The organism is Mucilaginibacter sp. 5C4 (assembly GCF_034345625.1).
Classification (GTDB): Bacteria; Bacteroidota; Bacteroidia; order Sphingobacteriales; family Sphingobacteriaceae; genus Mucilaginibacter; species Mucilaginibacter aurantiaciroseus.
Genome location: NZ_CP133775.1, coordinates 3,224,358 through 3,248,725 on the forward strand (window position 1 = coordinate 3,224,358; position 24,368 = coordinate 3,248,725).

At 45.0% G+C, this 24,368-nt stretch carries 27 protein-coding genes; 6 read left to right on the forward strand and 21 right to left on the reverse strand.

The window, feature by feature from the left end:
• Nucleotides 1–128: 128 nt before the first annotated feature.
• Nucleotides 129–518 carry a group III truncated hemoglobin gene (locus tag RHM67_RS15120; protein WP_322227679.1) on the forward strand — a complete coding sequence of 130 codons (390 nt, stop codon included), beginning with the start codon at nt 129–131 and terminating at the stop codon, nt 516–518.
• Between the two features lie 164 nt (nt 519–682).
• Here RHM67_RS15120 and RHM67_RS15125 read toward each other — a convergent pair whose 3' ends face one another.
• Together RHM67_RS15125 and RHM67_RS15130 are read right to left on the reverse strand one after the other, a co-directional pair.
• A complete protein-coding gene (locus RHM67_RS15125; RefSeq protein ID WP_322227681.1) occupies nt 683–841 on the reverse strand; it encodes a hypothetical protein in 159 nt (52 codons plus the stop codon).
• 272 nt (nt 842–1,113) lie between these two features.
• The gene (locus RHM67_RS15130) at nt 1,114–1,920 is read right to left on the reverse strand and encodes an SDR family oxidoreductase (RefSeq protein ID WP_322227683.1); all 807 of its coding nucleotides are present in this window, start codon (nt 1,918–1,920) and stop codon (nt 1,114–1,116) included.
• Nucleotides 1,921–1,983: 63 nt separating this feature from the next.
• Here RHM67_RS15130 and RHM67_RS15135 point away from each other — a divergent pair, with 63 nt between their 5' ends.
• The gene (locus RHM67_RS15135) at nt 1,984–2,631 is read left to right on the forward strand and encodes a YceH family protein (protein WP_322227684.1); all 648 of its coding nucleotides are present in this window, start codon (nt 1,984–1,986) and stop codon (nt 2,629–2,631) included.
• On the opposite strand, the gene RHM67_RS15140 is transcribed toward RHM67_RS15135, so the two are convergent.
• From RHM67_RS15140 to RHM67_RS15230, 19 genes are all read right to left on the reverse strand, one after another.
• Nucleotides 2,624–2,806 carry a hypothetical protein gene (locus RHM67_RS15140; RefSeq protein WP_322227686.1) on the reverse strand — a complete coding sequence of 61 codons (183 nt, stop codon included), beginning with the start codon at nt 2,804–2,806 and terminating at the stop codon, nt 2,624–2,626. The two genes, RHM67_RS15135 and RHM67_RS15140, sit on opposite strands and share 8 nt — an antisense overlap.
• A 12-nt stretch (nt 2,807–2,818) precedes the next feature.
• Nucleotides 2,819–3,052 (reverse strand): 5-deoxy-glucuronate isomerase, encoded by a 234-nt coding sequence (locus RHM67_RS15145; RefSeq protein WP_322227687.1) that lies wholly within the window; start codon nt 3,050–3,052, stop codon nt 2,819–2,821.
• 149 nt (nt 3,053–3,201) lie between these two features.
• On the reverse strand, nt 3,202–4,665 hold the full coding sequence (locus RHM67_RS15150; protein ID WP_322227688.1) for an NAD(P)/FAD-dependent oxidoreductase: 1,464 nt from the start codon (nt 4,663–4,665) through the stop codon (nt 3,202–3,204).
• Between the two features lie 11 nt (nt 4,666–4,676).
• Complete coding sequence (locus RHM67_RS15155; RefSeq protein ID WP_322227689.1) at nt 4,677–5,468, reverse strand: NIPSNAP family protein; 792 nt, start codon at nt 5,466–5,468, stop codon at nt 4,677–4,679.
• A 150-nt stretch (nt 5,469–5,618) separates the two neighbouring features.
• A complete protein-coding gene (locus RHM67_RS15160) occupies nt 5,619–6,383 on the reverse strand; it encodes a DUF1080 domain-containing protein (protein ID WP_322227691.1) in 765 nt (254 codons plus the stop codon).
• A 23-nt stretch (nt 6,384–6,406) separates the two neighbouring features.
• The gene (locus RHM67_RS15165) at nt 6,407–7,282 is read right to left on the reverse strand and encodes a sugar phosphate isomerase/epimerase (RefSeq protein ID WP_322227692.1); all 876 of its coding nucleotides are present in this window, start codon (nt 7,280–7,282) and stop codon (nt 6,407–6,409) included.
• Nucleotides 7,283–7,363: 81 nt separating this feature from the next.
• Nucleotides 7,364–8,248 carry a hydroxypyruvate isomerase family protein gene (locus RHM67_RS15170; protein WP_322227693.1) on the reverse strand — a complete coding sequence of 295 codons (885 nt, stop codon included), beginning with the start codon at nt 8,246–8,248 and terminating at the stop codon, nt 7,364–7,366.
• A gap of 2 nt (nt 8,249–8,250) precedes the next feature.
• Complete coding sequence (locus RHM67_RS15175; RefSeq protein WP_322227694.1) at nt 8,251–9,504, reverse strand: nucleoside permease; 1,254 nt, start codon at nt 9,502–9,504, stop codon at nt 8,251–8,253.
• Between the two features lie 40 nt (nt 9,505–9,544).
• Nucleotides 9,545–9,979: a c-type cytochrome gene (locus RHM67_RS15180; RefSeq protein ID WP_322227695.1), complete on the reverse strand. Its 435-nt coding sequence runs from the start codon at nt 9,977–9,979 to the stop codon at nt 9,545–9,547.
• Between the two features lie 42 nt (nt 9,980–10,021).
• The gene (locus tag RHM67_RS15185; protein ID WP_322227696.1) at nt 10,022–11,074 is read right to left on the reverse strand and encodes a sugar phosphate isomerase/epimerase; all 1,053 of its coding nucleotides are present in this window, start codon (nt 11,072–11,074) and stop codon (nt 10,022–10,024) included.
• Nucleotides 11,075–11,077: 3 nt separating this feature from the next.
• Complete coding sequence (locus RHM67_RS15190; RefSeq protein WP_322227697.1) at nt 11,078–12,247, reverse strand: Gfo/Idh/MocA family oxidoreductase; 1,170 nt, start codon at nt 12,245–12,247, stop codon at nt 11,078–11,080.
• Nucleotides 12,248–12,368: 121 nt separating this feature from the next.
• Nucleotides 12,369–12,941, reverse strand: coding sequence for a gluconate 2-dehydrogenase subunit 3 family protein (locus RHM67_RS15195; protein ID WP_322227698.1), 573 nt, complete (start codon nt 12,939–12,941; stop codon nt 12,369–12,371).
• 53 nt (nt 12,942–12,994) lie between these two features.
• On the reverse strand, nt 12,995–14,434 hold the full coding sequence (locus RHM67_RS15200; RefSeq protein ID WP_322227699.1) for a Gfo/Idh/MocA family protein: 1,440 nt from the start codon (nt 14,432–14,434) through the stop codon (nt 12,995–12,997).
• A gap of 22 nt (nt 14,435–14,456) precedes the next feature.
• Complete coding sequence (locus RHM67_RS15205) at nt 14,457–16,136, reverse strand: GMC family oxidoreductase (RefSeq protein WP_322227700.1); 1,680 nt, start codon at nt 16,134–16,136, stop codon at nt 14,457–14,459.
• A gap of 181 nt (nt 16,137–16,317) precedes the next feature.
• Nucleotides 16,318–18,033 (reverse strand): GMC family oxidoreductase, encoded by a 1,716-nt coding sequence (locus RHM67_RS15210; RefSeq protein ID WP_322227701.1) that lies wholly within the window; start codon nt 18,031–18,033, stop codon nt 16,318–16,320.
• Between the two features lie 2 nt (nt 18,034–18,035).
• A complete protein-coding gene (locus RHM67_RS15215; protein WP_322227702.1) occupies nt 18,036–18,590 on the reverse strand; it encodes a gluconate 2-dehydrogenase subunit 3 family protein in 555 nt (184 codons plus the stop codon).
• A 70-nt stretch (nt 18,591–18,660) separates the two neighbouring features.
• The gene (locus RHM67_RS15220) at nt 18,661–19,575 is read right to left on the reverse strand and encodes a sugar phosphate isomerase/epimerase family protein (RefSeq protein WP_322227704.1); all 915 of its coding nucleotides are present in this window, start codon (nt 19,573–19,575) and stop codon (nt 18,661–18,663) included.
• A 22-nt stretch (nt 19,576–19,597) separates the two neighbouring features.
• The gene (locus RHM67_RS15225) at nt 19,598–21,133 is read right to left on the reverse strand and encodes a hypothetical protein (RefSeq protein ID WP_322227705.1); all 1,536 of its coding nucleotides are present in this window, start codon (nt 21,131–21,133) and stop codon (nt 19,598–19,600) included.
• 127 nt (nt 21,134–21,260) lie between these two features.
• Complete coding sequence (locus tag RHM67_RS15230) at nt 21,261–22,346, reverse strand: fatty acid desaturase (protein ID WP_322227706.1); 1,086 nt, start codon at nt 22,344–22,346, stop codon at nt 21,261–21,263.
• A 400-nt stretch (nt 22,347–22,746) separates the two neighbouring features.
• Between RHM67_RS15230 and RHM67_RS15235 the strand changes: the two genes are divergently transcribed.
• Genes RHM67_RS15235 through RHM67_RS15250 form a run of 4 tightly spaced genes read left to right on the forward strand, consistent with a single transcriptional unit; the run spans nt 22,747 to nt 24,277 of the window.
• Complete coding sequence (locus RHM67_RS15235; protein ID WP_322227708.1) at nt 22,747–22,869, forward strand: hypothetical protein; 123 nt, start codon at nt 22,747–22,749, stop codon at nt 22,867–22,869.
• Between the two features lie 6 nt (nt 22,870–22,875).
• Nucleotides 22,876–23,106 carry a hypothetical protein gene (locus tag RHM67_RS15240; RefSeq protein WP_322227709.1) on the forward strand — a complete coding sequence of 77 codons (231 nt, stop codon included), beginning with the start codon at nt 22,876–22,878 and terminating at the stop codon, nt 23,104–23,106.
• A 27-nt stretch (nt 23,107–23,133) separates the two neighbouring features.
• Nucleotides 23,134–23,559 (forward strand): PH domain-containing protein, encoded by a 426-nt coding sequence (locus tag RHM67_RS15245; protein WP_322227710.1) that lies wholly within the window; start codon nt 23,134–23,136, stop codon nt 23,557–23,559.
• Between the two features lie 19 nt (nt 23,560–23,578).
• Nucleotides 23,579–24,277 (forward strand): hypothetical protein, encoded by a 699-nt coding sequence (locus RHM67_RS15250; protein WP_322227711.1) that lies wholly within the window; start codon nt 23,579–23,581, stop codon nt 24,275–24,277.
• Nucleotides 24,278–24,368: the final 91 nt, after the last annotated feature.

Below are 24,368 nucleotides of genomic sequence, written 5' to 3' on the forward strand. Positions count from 1 at the left end.
CCTCTCCGCGCGTCATTGCTACGAAACAATCTTTTTAGGACAATTACACACCATGCATGCGGATTTGCTTAAAGAGATTGCTTCGTACCTCCAATGACGATTTTGGATTAAAGTCGTATTTTTACACTATGCCCCAAATTCAAATATTAACCATCGACGATATCAAACTGCTTGTTGATACTTTCTACAAGCGTATTCAGTCTGACGAGTTATTGGGGCCGATATTTAACGAACGAATTGGGGACAAGTGGCCTATCCACCTCGAAAAAATGTACCGTTTCTGGCAAACAGTACTGCTGGAAGAATATACTTACAATGGCAGGCCTTTCCCCCCGCATGCACAGCTACCCGTAGGGCCCGAGCATTTCGCCCTATGGCTTGCGCTCTTCACTCAAACGGTTGATGAACTATTTACCGGCGACAAAGCTACGGAAGCAAAATGGCGTGCAGCTAAAATGGCCGAGATGTTTCAGCATAAGATCGCTTATTTGAAGAATAACCCGTTGAATATTGTTTGACAGCCCTTTGTCATCCTGAGCGATAGCGAAGGATCTAATGTACATCATACATGTCGGTGAATAGATGCTTCACGATGTTCAGCATGACAAACCAAACATGTCAGTATGAGCTTGTCGAAGATTTTTATACTTTGCGAATGGTTCTACAGGCTCACCATGACACATCAGAGCGTTTCCACCTCATTCGGGTGCCTTGGTTGCCAGTAGGCGTAGTAATAAGCCAGGCAAAAAACACCCATTATAAAAGGGATTATAGCCAGGTGTTTGTAGATGATCAACCCATAAACGGAGTGCCCGTAGAAACCCATAAATTCGCTTATCATCCAATAGGAGTTTGCACTGATCCCAGAAAGTGATTGCCAGGTTGTGGCAAAGCTCAGACACCATATCTCGGGTACGGTATGCTATCATGATGTAGATAAACAACGTCGGGATGATCATGACCAGCCCCAGCGGTTTCCAAAAAAGGCACCCGCCTATATCTTTAAAAAGCCAGAAACGATGTGCGGGTTTTCCATCCTGCGTTACTTTAGGGAAAAGGTAAATTGTGATATGGTAGTGCTAAAATAATAAATTATTTTATTTGCAAACCGTGCTATTTAAGCCATTCGTACCAGTTTTTAATGTGGTATTCGTAGCCTAAAAACTTGTCGTTATTTACGCTGAAGATGATCTTCCACTCCTTCAGTTCGGTTAAGAATTGAGGCGCTTCCAGTCCGGCTTTAGCGGCGGCCTGGGTGTAGAAAGCGAATTTAGGTGGGTGATGCGGAGTGCAGGCATTCATAGTATAACCAAAGGCATCCTTATCCATCACCGCAAGGGTAAAGCCTACACAATCCTGTTGATGGATCATGTTTACAGGCGCTAAACCGTTCGGAATATCTTTCTTCCCGGCAAAGAACCTACCCGGTTCGCGGCCGGGGCCTATTAACCCGCCAAAGCGGATAATGGTGGTTTTAAAAGCTTTTTGAAGTTTAAAAAGTTCCTCTGCCTCAAATAAAACCTGGCCTGACGGGGTATTTGGCTTGGGGTCGCTTAGCTCGTTCATTTCATGGTTCTGGTCGGCATAAACACCTGTAGAACTAATGAGGATAACTTTTTTTATCCCATGCTGATCGATGGCCTTAATGACATTCTTTAACTTGGGCACGTAATCCGCCCCTGCTCCCGAGCGGGCTTTGGGCGGGATGGCAATTACCAAAACATCGCAGGTAAAAAATTCAGTATCGTAATTTGAATGGTCGGCTGCGAGGTCTATTAAGAAGGAGTTAATGCCTTCTTCATTAAATATTGGCAGTTTATCCGGCGAAGTAGTAGAGCCGTTAACCGTTACGCCACGGGCAACAAGCGCTTTAGCCAGTGCCAATCCGTACCATCCGCAACCTAAAATACTAACCGTCATACAAGGGCGAAGATAAGGAGCATCAAGCGAATGCTAAAACAAAAACCAATGTTATATTTGTGCATGGATACTCCGCAAACTTTACCTGTTTTAACCGATACCGAACTGCGTGTGCTTGGCTCGCTGATGGAAAAAAGCAAAACCACACCCGATTATTACCCCATGACTTTAAACGGCCTTACCGCTGCCTGCAACCAGAAAACGGCACGCCGACCGGTAGTAGATTATGACGAGAACACGGTAATGCTGGCATTGGATACTTTGAAACGTAAAGGGTTGATCTCTACCGCTACAGGTGGAAGCAGTCGTTCTACTAAATACAAACATAATTTTGGAATTGTGTTCCCGGTTGTACCATCAGAGGTAGCGGTGATCTGTTTGCTGATACTGCGCGGACCGCAAACACCGGGCGAGATCAACACCAACTCGGGCAGGTTATATGAGTTTGAAGACCTGGACGAGGTGCAGGCGATGCTGGAGAAACTGGCTACCGATGAAACGCCATTTATAGTACAATTACCCAAACGCCCCGGCCAAAAAGAAGTGCGCTACCGCCACCTCTTAGGCGGCACAATTATAGAAGACGATGCACAGGACGAGCCAACCCGCAGGGCAAATACATCTGAATTGGAAGGACGCCTGAGCAAGTTAGAAACCGAACTGGCCGAACTAAAAGAGGCCTTTGATAAACTAATGAAAGAACTTAGCTAACATGATAAGCGGCGTTATCGTCGATTAGTTTACGTTCGATGCGTTTATCGGGCACCAGCCAGATCAGCGCCACAATAAAGTACATGCTAAAGGCACTCCACGAGTGAATAAATGAAACCGCGATAGCGGCAGCATAAATACCCGTAGAAATTTTTCCTTTGGTATCGCTACTCATTGTCAAATTGTTTTATTTAAGATCAATAATGGCAATGGCTTCCATATCGGCATAGTCGAGGTTTTCGCCAGCCATACCCCAGGTAAAACTATAGCTTGCCGTGCCACTACCCGAATGGATGCTCCACGGCGGCGAAACGATCGCATTGTAATTATCCATTACCACGTGGCGCGTTTCCTGTACCTCACCAACGTAATGAAAAACCCGTTGTCCCTCGGGCAGGTCGAAATAGAAATAGGCTTCCATCCGCCTGTCGTTTATCCATTAAAAACCGCTCCCTTATCAGTTCGGTTTGGTAAGTTTTAAAATCTTCATGGTGTACAGCATGTAATACTTTCAATGCAAGAATATTTTATACAGCAAAGTAAACAAATAATATTTGCCTGAAAATTCCTTTAGGCTTTCCCGGCGGAGTTTAGGTTGCCAACCGAAATATCAAAAACATCCTTTAAAGCTTTTTTTGCGGCATAATACCCGCACATGCCATGCACGCCACCACCCGGCGGGGTTGATGATGAACAAATATACATGCCTTTCTCAGATGTTTTGTATGGCGAATAACGCAATGCGGGCCGGGTAAAAAGCTGACCAAGGTCTATCACGCCGCCATTGATATCGCCGCCTATATAGTTGGGGTTATACTCTTCCATCTGCGTTGTATCCATGGTGTGTTTGGCAAGGATGGTGTCTTTAAAGCCCGGTGCGTAACGTTCAATTTGCCTTTCGATGATCTCCGTCATATTTTTGGTGGAGCCATTGGGCACATGGCAATATGCCCAGGCGGTATGCTTGCCTTTTGGCGCGCGCGTGTCATCATACAAGCTTTGCTGGGCTAACAGCACGTATGGTTTATCGGGGTGTTTACCGTTCCATGTTTGCTGCTCGGCATCGCGGATCTCGTTTAAGGTATTACCTAAATGAACGGTGCCTGCTTTACGGCATGCTTCGGCCTCGAAAGGGATCTGCTCGCTAAGCGCCCAATCTACTTTATAAACGCCCATGCCATAGCGGTAGCGTTCCAACTGCCACTTGTAAATAGATGAGAATTTATGCCCGGCTATTGCCAATAATTGTTTCGGGGTAATGTCGAACAATATCGCATGCGTGGATGGTAACTGATCTAATGACTTAATGTAAGTATCTGTCTGGATATTCCCGCCTATCGATTCAAAATAGGCAGCCAGCGCGTTGGCTATACTGTTGGAGCCACCTTTAGGTATAGGCCAGCCTTGCAGGTGCCCCGCAGCCATCAATACCAATGCAATTGCCGATGTGGCCAGGTTGGTGATGGGTTGAATAGCATGCGCCGCCATACCGGCAATTAGGGCCTTTGCTTGTTTGGTTTTGAACTGATTTGCCAGCATGGTAGCCGATTTTATGGCATCCAGCCCAAAGCTTGCCAACGCAAGCGGGTGTTTAGGAAAATGCAGCGGGCCTAATATATCGGCATCTATCAAAGGCCAGTTTTTAGTGACTGATCCCATCAATTTGCGGTAAGTCTGCTCGTCCTCTCCTAAATGCTGCGCGGTCAAGTCAATACTCCGGCATAGTATGGCGGGTTTGGCGTGTTCTAACGGGTGGGCAGCATCAATTTCGGGATAGATATAATTCAAACCAAAATCTGCCAGCGGCAAGGTTTTCAAAAATGGCGACGCGGCTGCCAGCGGGTGAATGGCCGAGCAGATATCATGCTTAAAACCGGGTAGGGTAAGTTCGGCCGTGCGTAAACCACCCCCTATCTCGCTTTTAGCTTCGAGCAGTAGAACTTTTAGGCCATTTTGCTGCATGAGTATAGCGGCAGCCAACCCGTTAGGGCCCGAGCCTACTATAATTGCATCAAAATCCCTTTTTTCAAGCACCTTAGTTCAAATTAAAAGTCCGAGTAATCTGTAGGGTATAAAAATGTGATCTCCGCTTTGGAAACACTATTTTGGAACTCCTTACGTGTCGAAAGATCCTTCCATTGCGCATCCTTTCCAAATGCATCCCAATGTTTATCCCTGTCCGCTTTATCGTTAAAAGTGGTGAGGTACATCAGGTTAGGCATTTTACTACCTGCAATAACGTTGCCATAAAATACTGAATTGAAGTTAAGGCGGTCGAACAGATCCGTTTCGCCGCTATTGAACATTCGTACTTTATTAAAGTTTAAGGCTTCTGTCGGGCTCTCATAACTGCGTAGTTCATATACGCGTTTAGCGCGTTCGCCGGTTAATTTTATAGCCGAAGGATGCGGACGGGTCACAAAGGCTGTCAGGATAATGGTTTCTACCCGGCTGTAAGGCGCCTTGTTGTAAGCGGCGTTTGTATAATCCTGGTTGTTGGTTGCAAAAGCATTTGGTTCTTCTGCGGATGCATTGAACGTTTCAAGGGCCTTCCAATTTTTAAAGGGTATAAAAACATAGATCTTCCTGTCGGCAGTATCGGTTTCTACCGGCTTTAGTACGCCAACATTGGTAAATCCTTTTTTGTGCAGCATGGGGAGGTATGCGCTTTTTAGATAGCTATCCAATATACCCTCCTGCACCGGGGTTTTAAAATGGTAAACTTTTATCTCGTAATAATTACCGGTGCCGGCAGATTGTGCTTTTAATATCATTGACGATACCACCAAAAGCAACGTCAATCCCGCGCAGCGGAAAAAGGTTTTATAATATAGCATAATGGGTTAGTTTAAGACTGCTAATTTATTCAAAAATAACGCAGTTGCATCTTTTAGCATGCTGCTTATTTGAACATATTATCAGTACGTTTTAAACAAAAAGCCCACCGTTTTCGCGGTGGGCTAATCTTATATTTTTAGCAGGTTAGCTTATAATTCCCTAACCCAAATATTACGGAAACTAAGCGGTTCGCTTTTGTCGCCATGCGCCTGTAATTTAATTGGCGACGGGCCATGTGCTTTCCTGTAAGCAGGTGTACCTATGTACTGCGTTGGGCCTAACAACTCAATGTTGTTTTCTACCAACACACCGTTAAATAATACGGTTACACGTGCCGGGGTTTTAATTTTATCACCATCAAATGTCGGTGCAGTCCAGATCACATCATAAGTATTCCATGTGCCCGGTGGCTTGGTTGGGTTTGCCAAGGGTATAAATTGCTTGTAGATGCTACCCGCCATACCATTAACGTATGTTTTGTTGTTATACGAATCTAAAACCTGCAGTTCGTAACCGTCATCACCTTTACCAATAGAGGCTAAGAAAACGCCGCTGTTACCGCGTGCCTGGCCTGTACCGCTGATGTTTGCGGGCACTTTCCACTCAATGTGTAACTGGTAACTGCCAAATAATTTTTTGGTTTCGATGTTACCCGATTGTTTGTTAACGGTTAAAACATCGCCTTTAACATTCCATTTTGCTTCGCCGCCACTGGCAACGTCTTTCCATTCGCTAAGGCCGGTTTTGCCGTCAAATAAAACGGTTGCATCAGATGGTGCATCTGTAGTTACTTTACCTGCCGTTACAACTTTAGGAACAGGCTCCCATTTTTCGGTATCTTCCGGTTTGCTTTGCGCATTTGCCAAATAGGCTGTGCCTGTTAACAATGCGGTTAAAATCACTTTATACTTCATAGTTTTTGGATTTGATGGTTGGCTTATAAGTAAAGCTTGTTTTTTAAGTAAGCACTACTTTGCGCGATGCTTTTGTAAGGATCGATATTGGTAAAGTTTTCCTGTTCTACCAGGTAATGTTTAATACCTGCCAGTTTTGCCTTAGCCAAAATGGTTTTAAAATCAATACTGCCCGATCCTATCTCTGTGTTCAATTCAGGGTTGGTTTTGTCCATATCCTTTATGTGTACCATGGCGAAACGGCCCGGGTGTTTTTTAAAGATGGAAACCGGATCATGCCCTGCACGCACTACCCAATAAATATCCATTTCCATGGCTACTAATTTAGGGTCGGTTTTAGCAAGGATGGTATCGTAAAAGGTTGTGCCTTCTACTTTCTCCCACTCAAAATTATGGTTGTGGTAACCTAATTTCAATCCTTCTTTTTTACAAACCTCGGCTGCTTTATTCATCTTGTCGGCTATCGAATTAAAATCGGCAGCGGTTTTGATGAAATCGTGGTTTAATGATGGGATAACGATATAATTTTGGCCGGTTGCATGGGCTGCTTCGATGTAGCTGTAAAACACATCTGTTTTGCCGGTGCCAAAAAATTCGTCCATACCGTAGTGGCCGCTTGGTGTTTTTAAGCCGTTCGCTTTTAATACGGTGCTAAATTCTTTCGCGCTTAAGCCCCAAAAACCGTTTTGTTTTGAGTAGCCAAAAGTTTCTACCTCTTTGTAACCTGCTTCTGCGATTTTTGCTAATACGCCTTTAGGATCTTTTGGTAACTGATCGCGTAAGCTATATAGTTGGATCCCTACGCCATTCACGCTTTTTGCCGATAGTAACGATGGTGCAAGCACCATACCTGCCGACGCTAAGCCCGCCTGCGCTAAAAATGTTCTTCTGCTTGTCATTATATTTAATTGGTTGATGTAAGTGTTGTAGCCCCTCTAAATCTCCCCCGTTAGGGGAGACTTTAAAAAGTTATTTTTAAGTTAAACATCGCAAATATGTACCGCCTTGCGTAAGGATGCCAGCTTGTCTTTTTGCTTAGGGATAAACTCCTGCGCAACAAAGCCTTTATGCCCAACCTCTAACACCGCGCGCATAATGGCAGGGTAAAAAAGTTCCTGGGTTTCGTCAATCTCGTTACGGCCCGGTACACCACCTGTGTGGTAATGTGCAATGTATTGGTGATGATCGCGGATGTTACGGATAACGTCGCCTTCATCAATCTGCATGTGGTAGATATCGTAAAGCAATTTAAAATTCTCTGATCCTAAACGTTTGCAAAGCTCGGCGCCCCATGCGGTATGGTCACACTGGTAATCTTTATGGTCTATTTTGCTGTTCAATAGCTCCATCACCAAAACAACGTTGTGCTGCTCGGCCAGTTTCACCATTGGTTTAAGCCCTTCCACGCAGTTCTTCCATCCTTCTTCATCGGTTTTTCCTCTGCGGCTGCCACTAAAGCAGATGAGGTTTTTATACCCTGCTGCCGCAACTTTAGGGATCATGGCTGCATATTGCTTGTGCAACTGCGCGTGAAACTGTGTATCACCAAAACCATCCGTAAGGTTAATTTCGGCACCATTGCACATGGAAGAGAACAGGCCGTGCTTTTTAAGCGTAGGCCAATCTTCGGGGCCAACCAGGTCGATGCCTTTTATACCTATGTCTTTTGCGGCAACACAAAGCTGTTCTACAGATATATCACCATAGCACCAGCGGCAAACCGCATGGTTAATGTTTCCTTTTAATTTATCAGCCACGGCTTCTTTATGTTCCGACTTAAAAGACGACAGCATGCCCGATGCGCCAATGACCGCCGACCCTGCCAGCAAACTCTTTATAGCCGATCTTCTGTTTGTATTAGCCATAGTTATACTTCTACCCTGCCGGTACCCGGTTCTTGAATATCCAATCCCGGTTTGGTTTGGATCTGGTTAGTATCCTTAAATGCCAATAGGAATACTACTAACACTACAGCCGCTATACCCGCAGGTATCAACCATATTGTTTGCCAGTTGTGTGTAGTTGCTGATACTTTAAATTTATCAACTATAGGGCCCGATATGTAAGAGCCGATAAGCATCCCCACACCGTATGTAGCTAAGGTAATAAAACCCTGTGCAGCACTTTTGAATTTCTCGCCTGCAAGGTTATCGGTATAGATCTGACCGGTTACGAAGAAGAAATCGTAACAGATACCGTGCATTACTATACCTGCTATTAGCATCCAGTAGTTTGCACCCGTATCGCCGTAGGCAAAAAAGATGTAACGGATCACCCACGCCAGCATACCTACTGCCAGCATCTTTTTAACGCCAAGGCGCACAAAGAACAGCGGCATTAACGCCATGAATAAGAACTCGGACACCTGACCCAAAGATTGTACGCCGGCAGCTGCCTTCATACCTACTTCGTTAAGGAACGGGTTTGTAAAGTTGTAGTAGAATGCCAGCGGGATACAAATTGCAACCGATGCCAAAAAGAACGTTAGGTATGATTTGTTTTTTAGTAACCCTAAAGAATCGAGGCCTAATATATCGCCAAGGCTTGCTTTCTGGCCTTTTTTTGCAGGCGGTGTAGCAGGTAAAGTAAAGCTTAGTAAACCTAAAATTAAAGATGCACCTGCAGCCATTTTAAAAGTTAATACTAAGGAGTTGCTTTGCTCCCATCCTAACCAGCCAATTACCAAACCGGCTATGATCCAGCCTAATGTACCAAATACGCGTATCGGCGGAAACTCCTTGCTTGGGTTTGCCATTTGTTTAAACGACACCGAGTTTACCAACGCGAGGGTAGGCATGTAAACGATCATGTAAGCAAATATTATTGGGAAAAAGCCTTCGAAATTCGTTTGTGTTGTGATGTAAAACAACAAAGCTGCACCGGTAAGGTGCAAAATTCCCAGTACTTTTTGGGCTGAGAAAAACCTGTCGGCTATTAATCCAATAATAAAAGGCGCTATAATAGCACCCCATGATTGTGTGGCATAGGCATTACCATTTTGCACGCCTGTAGCGGCCAAAGTTTTGCCTAAATACGTCCCCATAGTTACAAACCATGCACCCCAGATAAAAAACTCCAGGAACATCATGGTAGATAACTTAACGCGCGTTGTTACGGTCATAATTGGTTTTGGTTTAAATTAATTGGTTAGGTTGGTTTACTTATTTTACGGTTAAGATGTACTTAACCATTTCTTTTGCATCGGCTAAAGGCAGGTCAGGGTGGCCTGTCATACCAACGGTTCCCCAGTTACCGCTACCACCTTTTATTATTTTTCCTGCCAGCATATCAATATCGCTTTCTTTGTATTTTTTGGCGATATCAACCAGCGCAGGGCCAATAACTTTACTTTGCGCGTTGTGGCAGGTGTTACAATCGCTGTTTGCCATTAATGCTTCGCCTTTGTTGGCCGGTGTACCGCTGTTGTTATCGGTACCAATTTTATTTGCTGCCGTATTGTTAGCCGCATTGCTTTGTTGTGCTATAGCGTTGTTGTTGCTTGATGCTGCACTGTCCGTTTTATCACCTTGCGTTGCGTTGCCACCGCAGGCAGCCAATGCCAAGCTTATACCTAATATTAAGAATACCTTTTTCATTTTGCGTTGTGTTTATTTTAGAGCGTTTTTATTACGTTTTATTTATAATCCAATTAGTGATCTGTTAAATGCGTCATCGCTGCCCGATGCCGCGAAATCATCAAAGGCACGATCTGTTATCCTGATGATATGGTTTTTGATGAATTGCGCGCCTTCGCGGGCGCCATCTTCCGAGTTTTTTAAGGCACACTCCCACTCCAGCACTGCCCAGCCTTTGTAATCGTACTGGGTTAGCTTGCTAAAGATACCTTTAAAATCAACCTGCCCATCTCCTAACGAGCGGAAACGGCCTGCACGGTCGATCCAGTCGGCATAGCCACCGTAAACACCTTGCCTGCCCGTAGGGTTAAACTCGGCATCCTTTACGTGGAACATTTTGATGCGTTCGTGGTAAATGTCGATGTATTCCAGGTAATCCATCGCCTGCAATACAAAGTGCGACGGATCATATAACAAATTAGCGCGCTTATGGTTGTTTACTTTGCTCAAAAATCTTTCGTAGCTCACACCGTCATGCAGGTCTTCGCCCGGGTGGATCTCGTAGCAAAGGTCAATCCCGTTCTCGTCAAATACGTTCAGGATCGGTTCCCAGCGTTTGGCAAGCTCGTCAAAAGCAGCATCAACCAAACCTGCAGGGCGCTGCGGCCATGGATAAACCATGCCCCAGATAAGCGCACCGCTAAAAGTAACGTGTGCGTTTAAGCCCAGGTTTTTTGATGCTTTGGCTGCTGCATGTAACTGCGATACCGCCCATTTTTGCCTTTCGGCAGGGTTGCCTTTAACCTGAGCGGGTGCAAAGGCGTCGAACAGGCTATCGTAAGCAGGGTTAACCGCTACTAACTGGCCTTGTAAATGTGTAGACAGCTCGGTAATTTCTAAACCGGCTTCGTTCACAATACCTTTTATCTCGTCGGCGTAGGTTTTGCTATCGGCCGCTTTTTGCAGGTCAATAAAGCGCAGGTCATTGGTTGGCAACTGCACACCTTTGTAACCCAAGCCGGCTGCCCACTGGCAAATCGACTTCAGATCGTTAAACGGTGCTTCGTCACCAATAAACTGGGCTAAAAATATGGCCGGTCCTTTAATGGTAGTCATGTGTTAGATAGTATATTTTGTCCACTTCTCGTTGCTCTCGTTTGATGCAACAACATTGTTTATAAATGCCATGCCCCTGATACCATCGTCGATAGACGGGAAATCGAGCCATTCGGCGTTAGGTTCCACACCTTCTATTTTAGCACTAAGCGCTAAAGCGAAGTTGCGGTATAAGTTACCGAAAGCCTCTAAATAGCCCTCAGGGTGGCCTCCCGGTGTGCGGCAGTTTGAAGTAGCGTAGGTTGATAACCTGTCGGCATAGTTGCTGCCTGCGCGTAAAGTTTCGGCAGGTTTGTCTATCCATTTTACGGTTAGGGTATTTGGCTCCATCTGGGCCCATTCTAAACTACCTTCTTCACCGTACACACGGATCTTAAGGGCGTTCTCCTCACCTGCTGCAACTTGCGATGCGATCAGTGTACCTGTCGCGCCTTCTTCAAAGCGTAAAAGTACCGCGCCGTCATCATCAAGCATACGGCCATCAACCACAATATTTAAGGAAGCATTAAGCTCCGTAATCTTCAAACCTGAAATATATTCGGCAAGGTGGGCTGCGTGTGTACCAATATCGCCCATGCATCCACTTTTGCCCGATTTTTTGGGATCGGTACGCCATGCAGCGCCGGCATTTCCCTCACGTTCGGACAAGCGGCTTAACCAGCCCTGGATATACTCAACATAGATCTTTCTTACTTTACCAAGCTTACCACTTTTAACAAGCTGCCTGGCCTCTTTAACCATTGGGTAACCAGCGTAAGTGTGAGTAAGTAACAACATCAGGCCGGTTTCTTCAACCTTAGCTTTTAGCTGCTGGGCTTCTTCTAATGTAAAGGTTACGGGTTTTTCTACCACCACGTTAAAGCCATTCTCTAAAGCCTGCATTGCCGGGGCAAAGTGGGCAAAGTTTGGTGTAACAATGGTTACAAAGTCCATACGTTCATCCGCCGGCTTTTGAGCCTCAGCTTTAAACATATCATCATAGGTATCGTAAATTCTGTCGGGAGCTAAAAAAAGCAGTTTACCGCTTTCCTGTGCTACATCGGCATGCATGCTTAGTGCACCGCATACTAAATCAATTTGGCCGTCCATGTTGGCTGCAATACGGTGGATGGCCCCGATAAAGGCATCCTTTCCGCCCCCGATCATGCCCATGCGCAATTTTCTGTTACTCATATTATGGTAGATAAACTTTTAAGCCCTGCCCCGCGAGTTAGCAGGGAGGGTTTAAAAGTATAAAATTTAGAATTAAAACAAAAGCCCTTCCGTAGGAACGGAAAGGCTTATTTATAACGTCCTATGAAAGTGCCCAGGCCCTGTCGCCTTTTTTGTAGGGGTAGTTTCCATCATATTTTCCCGGTACCGCTACGTAGCGTAATGCTTTTGTAGCGCCTACTTCTGATGTGAAGAAACCCAGCAGGGTTAATTGTTTAATCATGGTGAAGTAGTGGTTAGGATCCTCAGGTTTTTTAGTTTTTGAGTATTCCTTTGCTTCTTTGTCAAGGTCGGTCAAAATCTCGGTGCGTTGCTTGGCATCTGCTTCCATAAAGCTCTTTTTAAACTTTTTATCGGTTGCTTCGTTCAGCTGAGATAAACCTTTTTTGAAGATCTTCTGGTCGGCTGCCGTATAACAATCGCGTACCATAATGGCCATAAAACCACCAACGTTTGCCGCTTTGGCGCCCGGAGTTTTGGTTTCAGGTAAAATGGTTTCGCCAACCTCATTTAAAAATGCGGTAGTTTCTTTTGCAAAAAGGTCGTCGGTATTAACCTTGCTGCCAGATTTACAGCCTGATATGAAGAACTCGGCACCTATTACCGTTCCTCCAAGTATCAAACCAACTCTGCTTAACGCGTCTCTTCTATTCATTTTTTTAATTATTGCCCCGATAGCTACCGGGATTGTGATTTAATAATAAATAACTAAGCTTTCAGCTCAAATCCTGCCGGGTATTGGCGTTTAACATACTGGTTAACATCGTCAAAATTGGTAACCTTCATGGCATTGTTATCCCATGTGTATTTGAATGCACCGCCTTTAAGATCGTGGCCACGTACAGCTAAGTTGGCCATCAGTAACGCCTCGGTAAGCGGGCCGGCAACTTCAAACGGAGAGCTTACTTCCATTTTACCGTAACCTGCTAAACAAGCCTCAACCCATTGCGCGTAGTGGCCGTTAGCACCACCCGGTACACGTTTGTATTTTTGAGGTACTTTCGCATCTTTTGTACGTTCTTTTGGCAACAAAGTAGCCGCATCAGAATAAGTGCTGGCGTACATTTTACCTTTTGAACCGATGAATAAGGTACCGTTACCTTCTTCGCCGCCCCATTTTTCGTTAGGGCCAAGCTCTTCGGGTCTTTCGGGCTCTATGCCACCATCCATCCAGTGAAGGGTAACATCACCTTTGGTTTTAGCTGTTTTGGGGAATGTTAAGGTGATATGACTTGACGGAGGGCAGCTCTCAGGGAACGATCCTTTTCTAAACGAATCAACATAAACACTACCAACACTTGCCTGTACATCTTTAACATACTGAAGGCCTAACACACGGAAAGGGGCTTCAACCAGGTGGCAACCCATATCGCCAAGGGCGCCGGTTCCATAATCCCACCAGCCACGCCAGTTAAACGGAACAAGTTTTTCAACGTAATCCTTTTTAGGTGCAGTACCTAACCACAGGTTCCAGTCCAGTTCTTTTGGTATATTTTGGCTTGGATCGGGCCATTTGATGCCTTGCGGCCATACCGGGCGGTTAGTCCAGCAGTAAATAGTATCCACATCGCCAATAAGGCCTGCATCGTACCATTCGGCCATTAAACGGGTACCATCATTTGATGCACCCTGGTTACCCATTTGGGTTACCACTTTAAATTTCTTGGCAGCATCCGTTAATAAACGAGCTTCCCAAATATCATGCGTTAGGGGCTTTTGCACGTAAACGTGTTTGCCCTGCGCCATAGCATTGTAAGCTATAATAGCGTGGTTATGATCTGGAGTTGATACAGACACGGCATCAAAGTGCTTGTGTTCTTTATCATACATCTCGCGCCAGTCTTTATAGTACTTAGCTTTGGGGAATGCCGCCCTTGATTTTGCTGCGCTACGGTCGTCAACGTCGCACAGGAAAGCAATGTTAGCTTTTCCGCTTTTAGCAAAGTTCGCGATATCGCTTTCGCCCTTACCGCCGGCACCTACACCTGCAACATTAAGCATATCGCTTGGTGCTGTGTAACCGGTTCCGCCTAATACAAAACGTGGCACAATCATAAAGCCCGCGGCGGCTAATGCACCCGATTTTATAAAATTCCTTCTCGAGGGGTTTGATTCTTCGTTCGTTATGGTTTCTTTCTCTTCAGTCATTGTTAGTCGAATTTCAATACTGTTAAATATTACCTTTTTTAAGTTCTTTTACCGCGAAGTCTACCGCACGGGCTGTAAGCGCCATGTAAGTAAGCGACGGGTTTTGGCAGGCTGACGATGCCATTGCCGCACCATCTGTAACAAATACGTTTTTGGCATCCCAAACCTGGTTGTTGCCATTCAGTACAGATGATTTTGGATCGCGGCCCATACGTGCCGTACCCATTTCGTGGATACCACGGCCTAATACAGGGTCAGTTGTATAAGATTTTACATCTTTAACGCCTGCATTTTCCAGCATTTCTTTTGCATCGTTCATCATATCGATACGCATCTTACGCTCGTTATCTTTACACTCTACATCAAAAGCCAGGATTGGCAAGCCCCATTTATCTTTCTTGGTTTTGTCGAGAGTGATCTTGTTTTCGTGATACGGCAATGTTTCACCAAAACCGCCCATACCAAAGCCCCAGCTTCCCGGTTCAGTTAAAGCATCTTTAAAATCGCCACCGATGTTTAATTCGGCAATATCTCGGCTCCAACCGCTGCGGCTACCGCCACCCTGGTAACCAAATCCACGAATGTAATCGCGTTTTTCGCCATTTAAATTACGGTAACGTGGTATGTATATACCATTAGCCCTGCGGCCAAAAGTGTATTTATCTTCAAAGCCTTCTACACGGCCGCCTGCACCAACACCTAAGTGGTGGTCCATCACGTTATGACCAAGCTGGCCGCTGCTGCTGCCTAAGCCGCCTTCCCATACGTCGGTAGCAGAGTTCATTAATACCCAGGCGCTGTTTAGTGCCGATGCGTTAACGAAAACTATCTTCGCGAAAAATTCATATGTTTTGTTGGTTTCAGCATCCAATACTTCAACACCTTTAGCTTTCTTGGTGTTTTTATCGTAAAGGATCTTGGTTACGATAGACCATGGGCGAAGGGTTAAGTTACCAGTTGCCACAGCAGCCGGTAAAGTAGCAGATTGTGTACTGAAATACGCGCCAAACGGACAGCCTAACCAACACTTGTTACGGTACTGGCAATTTGTACGGTTGTTATGCGGCACGGTGATGTTGGCTGTACGGCCAATAACAAAGTGACGAGTATCTTTATAAAACTCTTTATAACGTTTCTGAACATCTTTTTCAACAATATTCATTTCCATCGGCGGCATAAAATCGCCATCCGGAAGAATTGGAACGCCATCTTTATTACCGGAGATACCTGCAAAACGCTCTGCATAACCATACCAGTCATGCAGGTCTTTATAACGGATAGGCCAGTCGGTACCTATACCGTCTTTAGCGTTGGCTTCAAAATCGGTATCGTGCCAGCGGTAAGATTGACGGCCCCACATTAATGAACGGCCACCTACGTGGTAACCCCTAAACCAGTCGAAACGCTTAATTTCTGTATACGGACTTTCTTTTTCGTTGGTCCAGTAATCCAGATTGGTCTCATTTAGTGGGTAATCGCGTTTTAATACCGGGTAATCATCAATCATTTGCTGCGTACGGCCGCCCCTATGTTCAAATTCCCACGGGCCTTTGTTTGCGTTTACGTAATCTTTGATGTGCTCGATATTTTTACCGCGCTCCAACATTATGGTTTTTAATCCCTTCTCGGTCAGTTCTTTAGCAGCCCAGCCGCCTGAAATTCCTGAACCAATGACAATAGCGTCATAAGTGTTTGTAGACATAAAAGTATAGCGTTTAATAAAATGTTTTAGTAATTGGTTGTTCCGTCTAATGTATGAATAAAAATTATTTAACAAACTTTTTCATTGTGTTTTTTATACACAATCAGCCTCTCCCCAACACCTCTCCGGTAGAGAGGGGCTTTTTTTTAAGTCCTCCCTTCCGGGGAGGATTTAGGTGGGGCTATATATTCCCCTTTTTCATTTCGCCTATTGCATGGTCTACCGCGCGGGCGGTAAAGGCCATGTAGGTAAGCGATGGATTTTGGCAGCCTGTTGATGTCATGCTCGCGCCATCTGTAACGTAAACGTTTGAACAGGCGTGCAGGCGGTGCCATTTATCAAGCATTGATGTTTTTGGGTCTTTACCCATTCGTACGCCACCCATTTCGTGAATATCTAGCCCCGGTGCCCGGTGGTCGGTTGATGCCTGGATATTTTTGAAACCGGCCGAGGTAAACATTTCTGTCATCTGCTCCACGTAATCCTTTTTCATTTTCTCGTCGTTGTCGTCATAATCAACCGAAATTCTCAATTGAGGTACGCCGAAAGGATCTTTCAGCGATTTATCTAACGCTACGAAGTTCGTTTCCTTAGGGATGGTTTCGCCCATCATGTGCGAGCCTACGTGCCAGCCGCTCAGGTCTTTTTTAACGAGGTTCTTTTTCAGATCTTCGCCAATGCCGTCGCTGCTGTGCTGCTCCCAGCGATAAGCGCTAAAGCCTGCCGCGTAACCGCGTAAAAAGTTAGTTTCCTGCTTATAAACATTCCTGAAACGAGGCATATAACCACCGCCCGCCGGGTTACGGCCATCAGTGGTCCATTCCTTGGCGCCATCGTATTCGGCATTTATATGTGCCGAATAATTATGGAATGCTACGTATTTACCCAACGTACCGCTATCGTTACCCAAACCATTAGGGAAACGGTGCGATGTTGAATTAAGCAGTATGAGGTTACTATTTAAAGCCGCCGCGTTAACAAAAATAACGTTGGCATAATATTCTATCGCTTCTTTGGTGTTGGCATCGATAACCCTCACGCCCGTAGCCTTGCCCTTTTCCTCATCGTAGATGATAGACTCCACAACCGAATGTGGCCTCAACGTACAATGGCCCGAACGCAAAGCCCATGGAATAGTAGACGAGTTGGCGCTAAAGTAGCCGCCAAACGGGCAGCCGCGCTGGCAAAGTGTACGCTCCTGGCATTGCCCCCTGCCCTGGTCCAAATGGATCTGGTTAGGTTTTGACAAGTGCGCGCAACGCGCGCTTATTACGTGCCTGTTCTTATAATTCTTTTTGATGTGGTTACTAAAAAATGTTTCCACCGCGTTTAACGGGAATGCAGGTAAAAACTCACCATCGGGCAGTTCTGCCAGGCCATCGCGGTTACCCGAGATACCCGCGAATTTTTCTACATAGCTATACCATGGTGCAATATCCGCGTAGCGGATAGGCCAGTCTACCGCGAAGCCATCACGTGCGGGGCCTTCAAAATCAAACTCGCTCCAGCGTTGGGTTTGGCGTGCCCATAAAAGGGATTTACCACCGGTTTGGTACCCGCGAATCCAGTCGAAAGGTTTTTCCTGCACATAAGGGTGCTCGGCATCCTTCACAAAAAAGTGGGCCGCATCCTCGCCAAAGGCATAGCAACGGTTCACTATGGGGTTTGCTTTCTGCACATCATCGGGCAAAACGCCATGATGCGGAAACTCCCATGGATATAAGTTTGTTGTTGGGTAATCTTTTAAATGCTTTACATCGCGGCCGCGCTCCAAAACCAGGGTTTTAAGGCCTTTATCGGTAAACTCCTTCGCGGCCCAGCCACCACTCATGCCAGAGCCTATAACAATGGCATCAAACGTACGGTCCTTAACACTATCTATATTTAAATTTGCCATTATTATACTACTGCAAGCTTTTTAACAGGGAAGTACGCATTGTACCTGCCCGGGACCAATTCATAAACTATTTGTTTCGTCATAAAATATTTGGACGTGGTGTAACCAAACACGGTTTGGTCTTTCACCATTTTGTAAAAAGCGGTAAGCTTAGTAACATCCTTGTATTTTTCGTCTTTAGCGTTCTTATCAACAGTATTTACAAAAGCTGTGCGTTCTGCAACGGTGGCTTCGTTAAACGATTTACCGAGTTGTTTTTTGGCGGCATCCGCAAAATCGCCAAGGCCTTTTATAAAATCGGCCTGGTGCTCTTTGTCGTAGCAATCATCTATCATTTTAAAAACAAACAGGTTAATGCCTAACTCGGCAGCGCCCGGGGTATCTGTTTTTGGCAGGATGGTTTCGGCAAGGTTGTTAACCACTTTTTCCTGATCGGCATCTACCTTCAGCTTTTTTAGCTGTACAACAGGTTTACCCTTATCCGTTAGGCACGACGGCAAAATTGCCGCGCTGCCTAAAATAAGGGCCATGTTCCTGATGGCGATGCGCCGGTTCATATTTAAATTCAATGGTGAGGGATTAAATGTTATAAATACGGTTACGAGAGTGTAAGGTAGTTTTTAACTCCTAATATCCCCACTTTTTCATGGTTTGTAAGTTAATTTTTACACAATCCATCGGGTCAAGGCCCTGGTATGATTCCTGTTCGATGATCAGATACACCGTACCGCCTACCTTTTTAGCTGTTTTCAGCACTTCTTTAACAGGTAAAACACCTTTACCAAGGATGGTACTTTCGTAACCGGTACCTTCGTTTTTATCGGCGCTTTTTATCTCGTCCTTCACGTGCATGGAGATAAACCTTCCCGGGTATTTCTCAATAATACCCATGGCGTTGTTCTCGCGGCCGTACATGTTACCAATATCCAGTTGCTGCGATACCTTGTTAGGGTCGGTGTTTTGCATGATGTAGTCGAACAGGCGGATATCGCCTACCATGGTGGTAAATTCAAAATCGTGGTTGTGGTAACCAAACTTCATGTTATACTTTTGGCAAAGCTCGCCACTTTTGTTAAACTGATCCATGGTGCGTTTAAGCAGGTCGGTATCGTGCCTAACCTTATCATCCATCCACGGGCTGATCACAAATTTTTGGCCCATGGTGGCTGCGTCTTCAACGGTAAGTTTCCAAACGTCGGTAAAATCGTTGGTGGTAGCGTCCCAATGCGCAGATGTCATCACGGTGTGGCCGCTCGGCATTTGCATGCCCAGGTCGTCCAGGCGCTTTTTAAATTCTTTTGCTGTCCAGCCGTAAAACTTGCGGTTTACATAATTGGCGTGCTCTACATGCTGGTAACCCATATCGGCCAGTTTTTTAAGCGTGGCGGCAGGGTCTTTCATCATGGCATCGCGTACCGAGTAAAGCTGTAAGCCTACCCTTTGGATCTGGGCAGGCGCTGCAAATATACTTTTAGGCATTATTGCTGCCGCTGTGGCTGCAATGGCACCAGTTTTTAAAAAACTTCTGCGTGATGGATTCATTTTATTTGAGATTTAATTGAACTTAGTTTTTACTTATAGGGAACGTTGGGAAAAGCAAACTGGTATTACTTACAAAAGCAATATGCTTACTATCTGGCGACCATGACGGCGTATTGATGGTACCCTGCCCGCCATAAAGGTAGGCAACCACTTTTGGCTCGCCACCGCCTATTGGCATTACACGTATATAAACATGTTTATAAAAAGGATGCGCCCCCGGCTCCACTTCGTTTTTAAGGAAGGTGATAAATACGATGGACTTGCCATCGGGCGATACATGCGGGAACCAGTTATTATTATCGTCGTTGGTTATTTGTGTTTGATTAGTGCCATCGGCATCCATGCGCCAAACCTGCATCAGGCCGCTGCGTACCGAATTAAAGTAGATGTGTTTGCCATCCGGTGTATATTCCGGCCCGTCATCAAGGCCTTTGGTTGTGGTAAACCTTTCTTCGGCGCCACCTGCAACCGGTATGCGGTAAACATCATATTCGCCACCACGCTCACCGCAAAATACCAGGTATTTACCATCCGGCGACCAGCCATGCATGTACGACGCGCCTTTACCAAAAGTAACTTTGCGTGCTTCGCCACCTTTAATAGGCACCACGTAGCCTGTTGACGGGCCACCATCGCCACTGCTAATGGTGAGCCATTTGCCATCGAAAGATATTACGTGATCATTATTGTTATTTTTTGCTTTGCCTGTGTTGATGGCTTTGGGAGTACTGGTAGCCAGGTTGAAATTGTACAGTGTGCCCTCGCTGTTGTAGATAAGCGATTTATTATCAGTTGCCCAGTTTGGTGCCTGTAATGATTTTGGAGATTGATATACAATGCGGCTGTTATGGGTTTCCATATCCAGCAGTTCAATACTGCTGCCAATGTATTCCTTATCGCGCACCAGGGTTGGCGGTGCAGGCACCACAATGCGAACGTTATTGAAAACAACCTTCTCTGTAACATCAGCATTGTGCGAACATACAAATACACCTACGTATACATCCTCGCCCAGGTTAAGGTCTATTTTTTGCGGCGGGCCAAATAATTCGCCTTTGCGCGCTACCGACATGGTAAAACTATTACCAACCCTTTCTAACTGTAATACGCCGGCACTAATAATCTCACTCTTTTGTTCTCGTGTGCTATCCCCGGCTGTTTTACGGTATTGTAACGAGGTTAGGCCATCACCATGCACAACAGTGTTTATATGGGCCGAATTAGCTGCTAACGTTGTGCGTACCATTAAACCAAACTTACGGTGTGCTTCTTTTCCGTTGCTTGTAAAAGCCGCGTTTGTTCTTAGTAAAAAATCGCCTTTTATTTTTTTCCAAACGAAGTAAAACTCGTCCTTGTCAAGCCAAATATTTGTGCCGGAGCCCGAAACCGTATACTGCTGCGATTTGGCGTCGTAAGCCACCGTACCCGGATGTTTTATCACCCCAATATCTGTACTGCCATCAAATATGCCGACGGGTTTGCTTTGCGCACATACATGTGCGGCAAAAATAGAAGTTACCAGCAAGCCGGTAAAAACACAAATAGATTTTTTAAACATCAGATTATTAGGTTATGAATAATTGGTTGCCTAAGGTATATATTCATTTCTAAAAACCACAGCGCTAAATCGCTTTTAAACAAAAAAAGGGGCACTTTCGTGCCCCTTTTTTTATGTATGCTGTTTATTAAATCTCTGTAGCAAAGACCTGCTTGCCTGTTGTTGGGCAAAACTCCGGTTCTGCAACAAGCTTAACAGGTTCGGCCTTAATATAATCTTTATAGAATTGTTTTTTTGAATCGTGGTAGTGGCTTACTGCACCTATTGTGTGCATAAACTTAATGTAATACCAAGCGCTATCAACCTGGTGCGGCTTAAAGCCCGAACGCGCGCTTTTTGGGTACAAGTGGTGGTTGTTATGCCATTCGCCGGCAACAATGCCCGGCCAAAGCTGGTTAACCGACATATCCTTGCGGTTATGGTCTACACCTTCGCGGCGTTTGTCTTCGCCTTTACCATGGCCTTCATAATTAAAGGTACGTACACCTACAGCCCAAAAACCGGCCGCGCCAAATATAGCGCAAGCTAAGCCTATGCCGCCAAGCAGGTAAAATACGGTGAACCAAAATGCCCAGTTGGCAATTACACCCAGTACCATGTGGAACGGGTTTGCTATCGATCCCCATTTTTTATACTGCGCGTAAGTGTTACAGGTAACACCGGTATGTTTCATTAAGGTGATACAACGGTTAAAGCCTTTTTCATCCAAATTACGGTTAACCGGCTGGTGGTTCGCATCTGCCAAAAAGCAGTACAGGAAACCGCCCTGCGCGTTGTATGGGTCGCCCGGGGTATCAGATAAAGCGTGGTGCACGTGGTGCGATATCGCGTAGATCTCTTCGGGGATAATTTTAAGGGTAAGGTTTTGAGTTACAAAACGCCAAAAGTTATTACGGAATTTGAACGCGCCGTGTGTGCAATACCTGTGGTACCAAATGGTACCGTGGGTACCCATCACCATCATGCTGTAAATAAAGGCCACAACAAGGCCGGTGATAGAAAAGTACTTAAAAAGGAACAAAAATAAAAACGGCGCAAGGAACAATACCATGCCCCAGCTCATGAAAGAAAGCCAGTTTTTTTTATCCTTAAATATGTTTAGTCGTGTAAAAAGTTCCGAGAAGATCTGTTTCGGCGTAGGCTTAAATAGTTCGCCATTCGCATCCTTCCATCCGTAAGATGGTTCCTGTAGCACATCATGTATAAATGCCATTCGTATCGGGAGTTAGTTTAATTAATATAGGTTAATCATGTGGAATTTACGCAATAAAGATAGCCATTGGTTTTGAAAACCCGCTAAAAAAATCAAAAAATAATTAAATTATCAGTTAAATACGTGCCCTATTGCAACAATTATATGACCACTGCACAACTCCCTGCAACAATCATATGACGAATAATATAATGCTCAAACTTTCCTAATAACTTCATTGTAGTAAAGCTTAATAACGGCATCTATAGCAAATTATTTCCTCCTCGCGCTTTTCGGCATATTTTTTACCGGAAGGGCATTCGCGCAGCAACCGCGTGATGTTAATGGTACGGTTACCGATACCCTTGGCAATGTAGGGGGAGTCACGATTAAACTAACCTCGGCGACGGACAGCATCGTTGTGGGCAGCGACCTAAGCGGCAAGTTCCATTTCCCGCAGGTAATGGATAACGATACCAAGCCCATTCAACTTGCCCCTATCAAATTAACCATACAAGTAAACAAATTAACCTACGTGGAATAACAGTTTATGAAAAACCATTTGGCGGCCCTGCGTTTCCAGGTGTTTGACCTGTTCAACCAAAACACAGGGATTACGCGCTCGGTTAGCGGTAACCAGATCATCGATACGCGCACCAACCGTTTGGGCAGGTACTTTATGTTATCGTTTACCATGCGCCTGCAGCAGTTTGCCGGGAGGCAGGGCCGTGGCGGTGGTAGTGGCGGTGGTGGGGGTGTACGAGGTGGGGGTGGTGCATAATTTTAGGTTTTTACCTATCTTTATAAAATGACAACCGCTGATAAAGTTTATCCTACTAAAAAAGGATTCATTATTTACATTGTAATTGGCCTGTTGCTTATTATGGAGGTAAGTTACTTTTTTAACGGGCTGTATCTATCGGCAGTGTTGCTGATCGCTTTAACAGGCGTTATCGTTTTCCCGTTGTTGAATACCCGCTACACCATTACCGCAGATAACACCCTTAAAGTTAAATGTGGCTTTTTTGTGAACCTTACGATCCCAATTGAAGGCATCCGCAAAATCACCTCAACCAAAACAATTTTAAGCGCCCCTGCCCTTTCTTTCGACAGGTACGAGGTGTTTTATAACAAGTTTGATTCGGTGGTGATATCGCCCATCAATAAAAAAGAATTTATTGCCGACCTGCAAAACATAAACCCGGCTATTGAGTATATTCATGGAGTTAAATAACCATATCCTACCTGCTAAAATGTTAAAAAATTACCTGCTACTATTTGCTGCTATAACCTTTGTAAATACCTGCATGGCGCAGGATACCGTTGAAATAAAGCGCAAGATATCTACCGATGTAACCGAAGTTTACAAAGTGTTAGCCAAAGACGTTAACACGCGCCAGGGTTTATTTAAAGCGCTCTATAAAGGCAAGATCCCGGTAGCCAGCGGGCTTTATGTAAATGATAAAAAAATAGGGTTATGGAAATTTACAAACCGCGATGGAGTGACCGTACAAACATATGATTATTCAAATAACCGCCTGTTTTATGAAGCGAAGGAAGACACCACATCTCGCCTTAGATATTTTGTTGATAAGGAACTTAAAGAGGGTGATAAAGTTACAAAACCTATTAAAATTGGCGGCGTTTTTTTTGGTTACCTCCCTTATCTCACCTTGTTTACACTCCCAAAGGAATTTAAAGAAATTGACCGCGATGCGGTTATAGCAACTGTTGAACTGCTGATAAGCCCTGGCGGACGACTCGCGGATTATAAGGTAAACCTAATGCAATATGCAAATGTAGAACCTTTTAAAACCATCAACATGAATATTAAACTGCCTGACCCTGCCGACCTTGTTTTTACACCTGCTACCCTAAATGGTGAAGCAATTGCATGCAGGGTGATCATCCGGTGCGTGGTAAACAGCAGGTTACATTTGGATTTTGAATAGCCCACCACCACCCGGAAGGGGGAGTAAAATATAAAAAAGACCGAACAGCAAAAAGCCGAATGAAATTTATCATTCGGCTTTTTTGTCAATT

Bases quoted from the DNA above. Each gene is read 5' to 3' on its own strand.
- RHM67_RS15120 (WP_322227679.1), top strand. From the start codon at position 129: ATGCCCCAAATTCAAATATTAACCATCGACGATATCAAACTGCTTGTT.
- RHM67_RS15125 (WP_322227681.1), bottom strand. From the start codon at position 841: ATGATAAGCGAATTTATGGGTTTCTACGGGCACTCCGTTTATGGGTTG.
- RHM67_RS15130 (WP_322227683.1), bottom strand. From the start codon at position 1,920: ATGACGGTTAGTATTTTAGGTTGCGGATGGTACGGATTGGCACTGGCT.
- RHM67_RS15135 (WP_322227684.1), top strand. From the start codon at position 1,984: ATGGATACTCCGCAAACTTTACCTGTTTTAACCGATACCGAACTGCGT.
- RHM67_RS15140 (WP_322227686.1), bottom strand. From the start codon at position 2,806: ATGAGTAGCGATACCAAAGGAAAAATTTCTACGGGTATTTATGCTGCC.
- RHM67_RS15145 (WP_322227687.1), bottom strand. From the start codon at position 3,052: ATGGAAGCCTATTTCTATTTCGACCTGCCCGAGGGACAACGGGTTTTT.
- RHM67_RS15155 (WP_322227689.1), bottom strand. From the start codon at position 5,468: ATGCTATATTATAAAACCTTTTTCCGCTGCGCGGGATTGACGTTGCTT.
- RHM67_RS15160 (WP_322227691.1), bottom strand. From the start codon at position 6,383: ATGAAGTATAAAGTGATTTTAACCGCATTGTTAACAGGCACAGCCTAT.
- RHM67_RS15165 (WP_322227692.1), bottom strand. From the start codon at position 7,282: ATGACAAGCAGAAGAACATTTTTAGCGCAGGCGGGCTTAGCGTCGGCA.
- RHM67_RS15170 (WP_322227693.1), bottom strand. From the start codon at position 8,248: ATGGCTAATACAAACAGAAGATCGGCTATAAAGAGTTTGCTGGCAGGG.
- RHM67_RS15175 (WP_322227694.1), bottom strand. From the start codon at position 9,504: ATGACCGTAACAACGCGCGTTAAGTTATCTACCATGATGTTCCTGGAG.
- RHM67_RS15180 (WP_322227695.1), bottom strand. From the start codon at position 9,979: ATGAAAAAGGTATTCTTAATATTAGGTATAAGCTTGGCATTGGCTGCC.
- RHM67_RS15185 (WP_322227696.1), bottom strand. From the start codon at position 11,074: ATGACTACCATTAAAGGACCGGCCATATTTTTAGCCCAGTTTATTGGT.
- RHM67_RS15190 (WP_322227697.1), bottom strand. From the start codon at position 12,247: ATGAGTAACAGAAAATTGCGCATGGGCATGATCGGGGGCGGAAAGGAT.
- RHM67_RS15195 (WP_322227698.1), bottom strand. From the start codon at position 12,941: ATGAATAGAAGAGACGCGTTAAGCAGAGTTGGTTTGATACTTGGAGGA.
- RHM67_RS15200 (WP_322227699.1), bottom strand. From the start codon at position 14,434: ATGACTGAAGAGAAAGAAACCATAACGAACGAAGAATCAAACCCCTCG.
- RHM67_RS15205 (WP_322227700.1), bottom strand. From the start codon at position 16,136: ATGTCTACAAACACTTATGACGCTATTGTCATTGGTTCAGGAATTTCA.
- RHM67_RS15210 (WP_322227701.1), bottom strand. From the start codon at position 18,033: ATGGCAAATTTAAATATAGATAGTGTTAAGGACCGTACGTTTGATGCC.
- RHM67_RS15215 (WP_322227702.1), bottom strand. From the start codon at position 18,590: ATGAACCGGCGCATCGCCATCAGGAACATGGCCCTTATTTTAGGCAGC.
- RHM67_RS15220 (WP_322227704.1), bottom strand. From the start codon at position 19,575: ATGAATCCATCACGCAGAAGTTTTTTAAAAACTGGTGCCATTGCAGCC.
- RHM67_RS15225 (WP_322227705.1), bottom strand. From the start codon at position 21,133: ATGTTTAAAAAATCTATTTGTGTTTTTACCGGCTTGCTGGTAACTTCT.
- RHM67_RS15230 (WP_322227706.1), bottom strand. From the start codon at position 22,346: ATGGCATTTATACATGATGTGCTACAGGAACCATCTTACGGATGGAAG.
- RHM67_RS15240 (WP_322227709.1), top strand. From the start codon at position 22,876: ATGAAAAACCATTTGGCGGCCCTGCGTTTCCAGGTGTTTGACCTGTTC.
- RHM67_RS15245 (WP_322227710.1), top strand. From the start codon at position 23,134: ATGACAACCGCTGATAAAGTTTATCCTACTAAAAAAGGATTCATTATT.
- RHM67_RS15250 (WP_322227711.1), top strand. From the start codon at position 23,579: ATGTTAAAAAATTACCTGCTACTATTTGCTGCTATAACCTTTGTAAAT.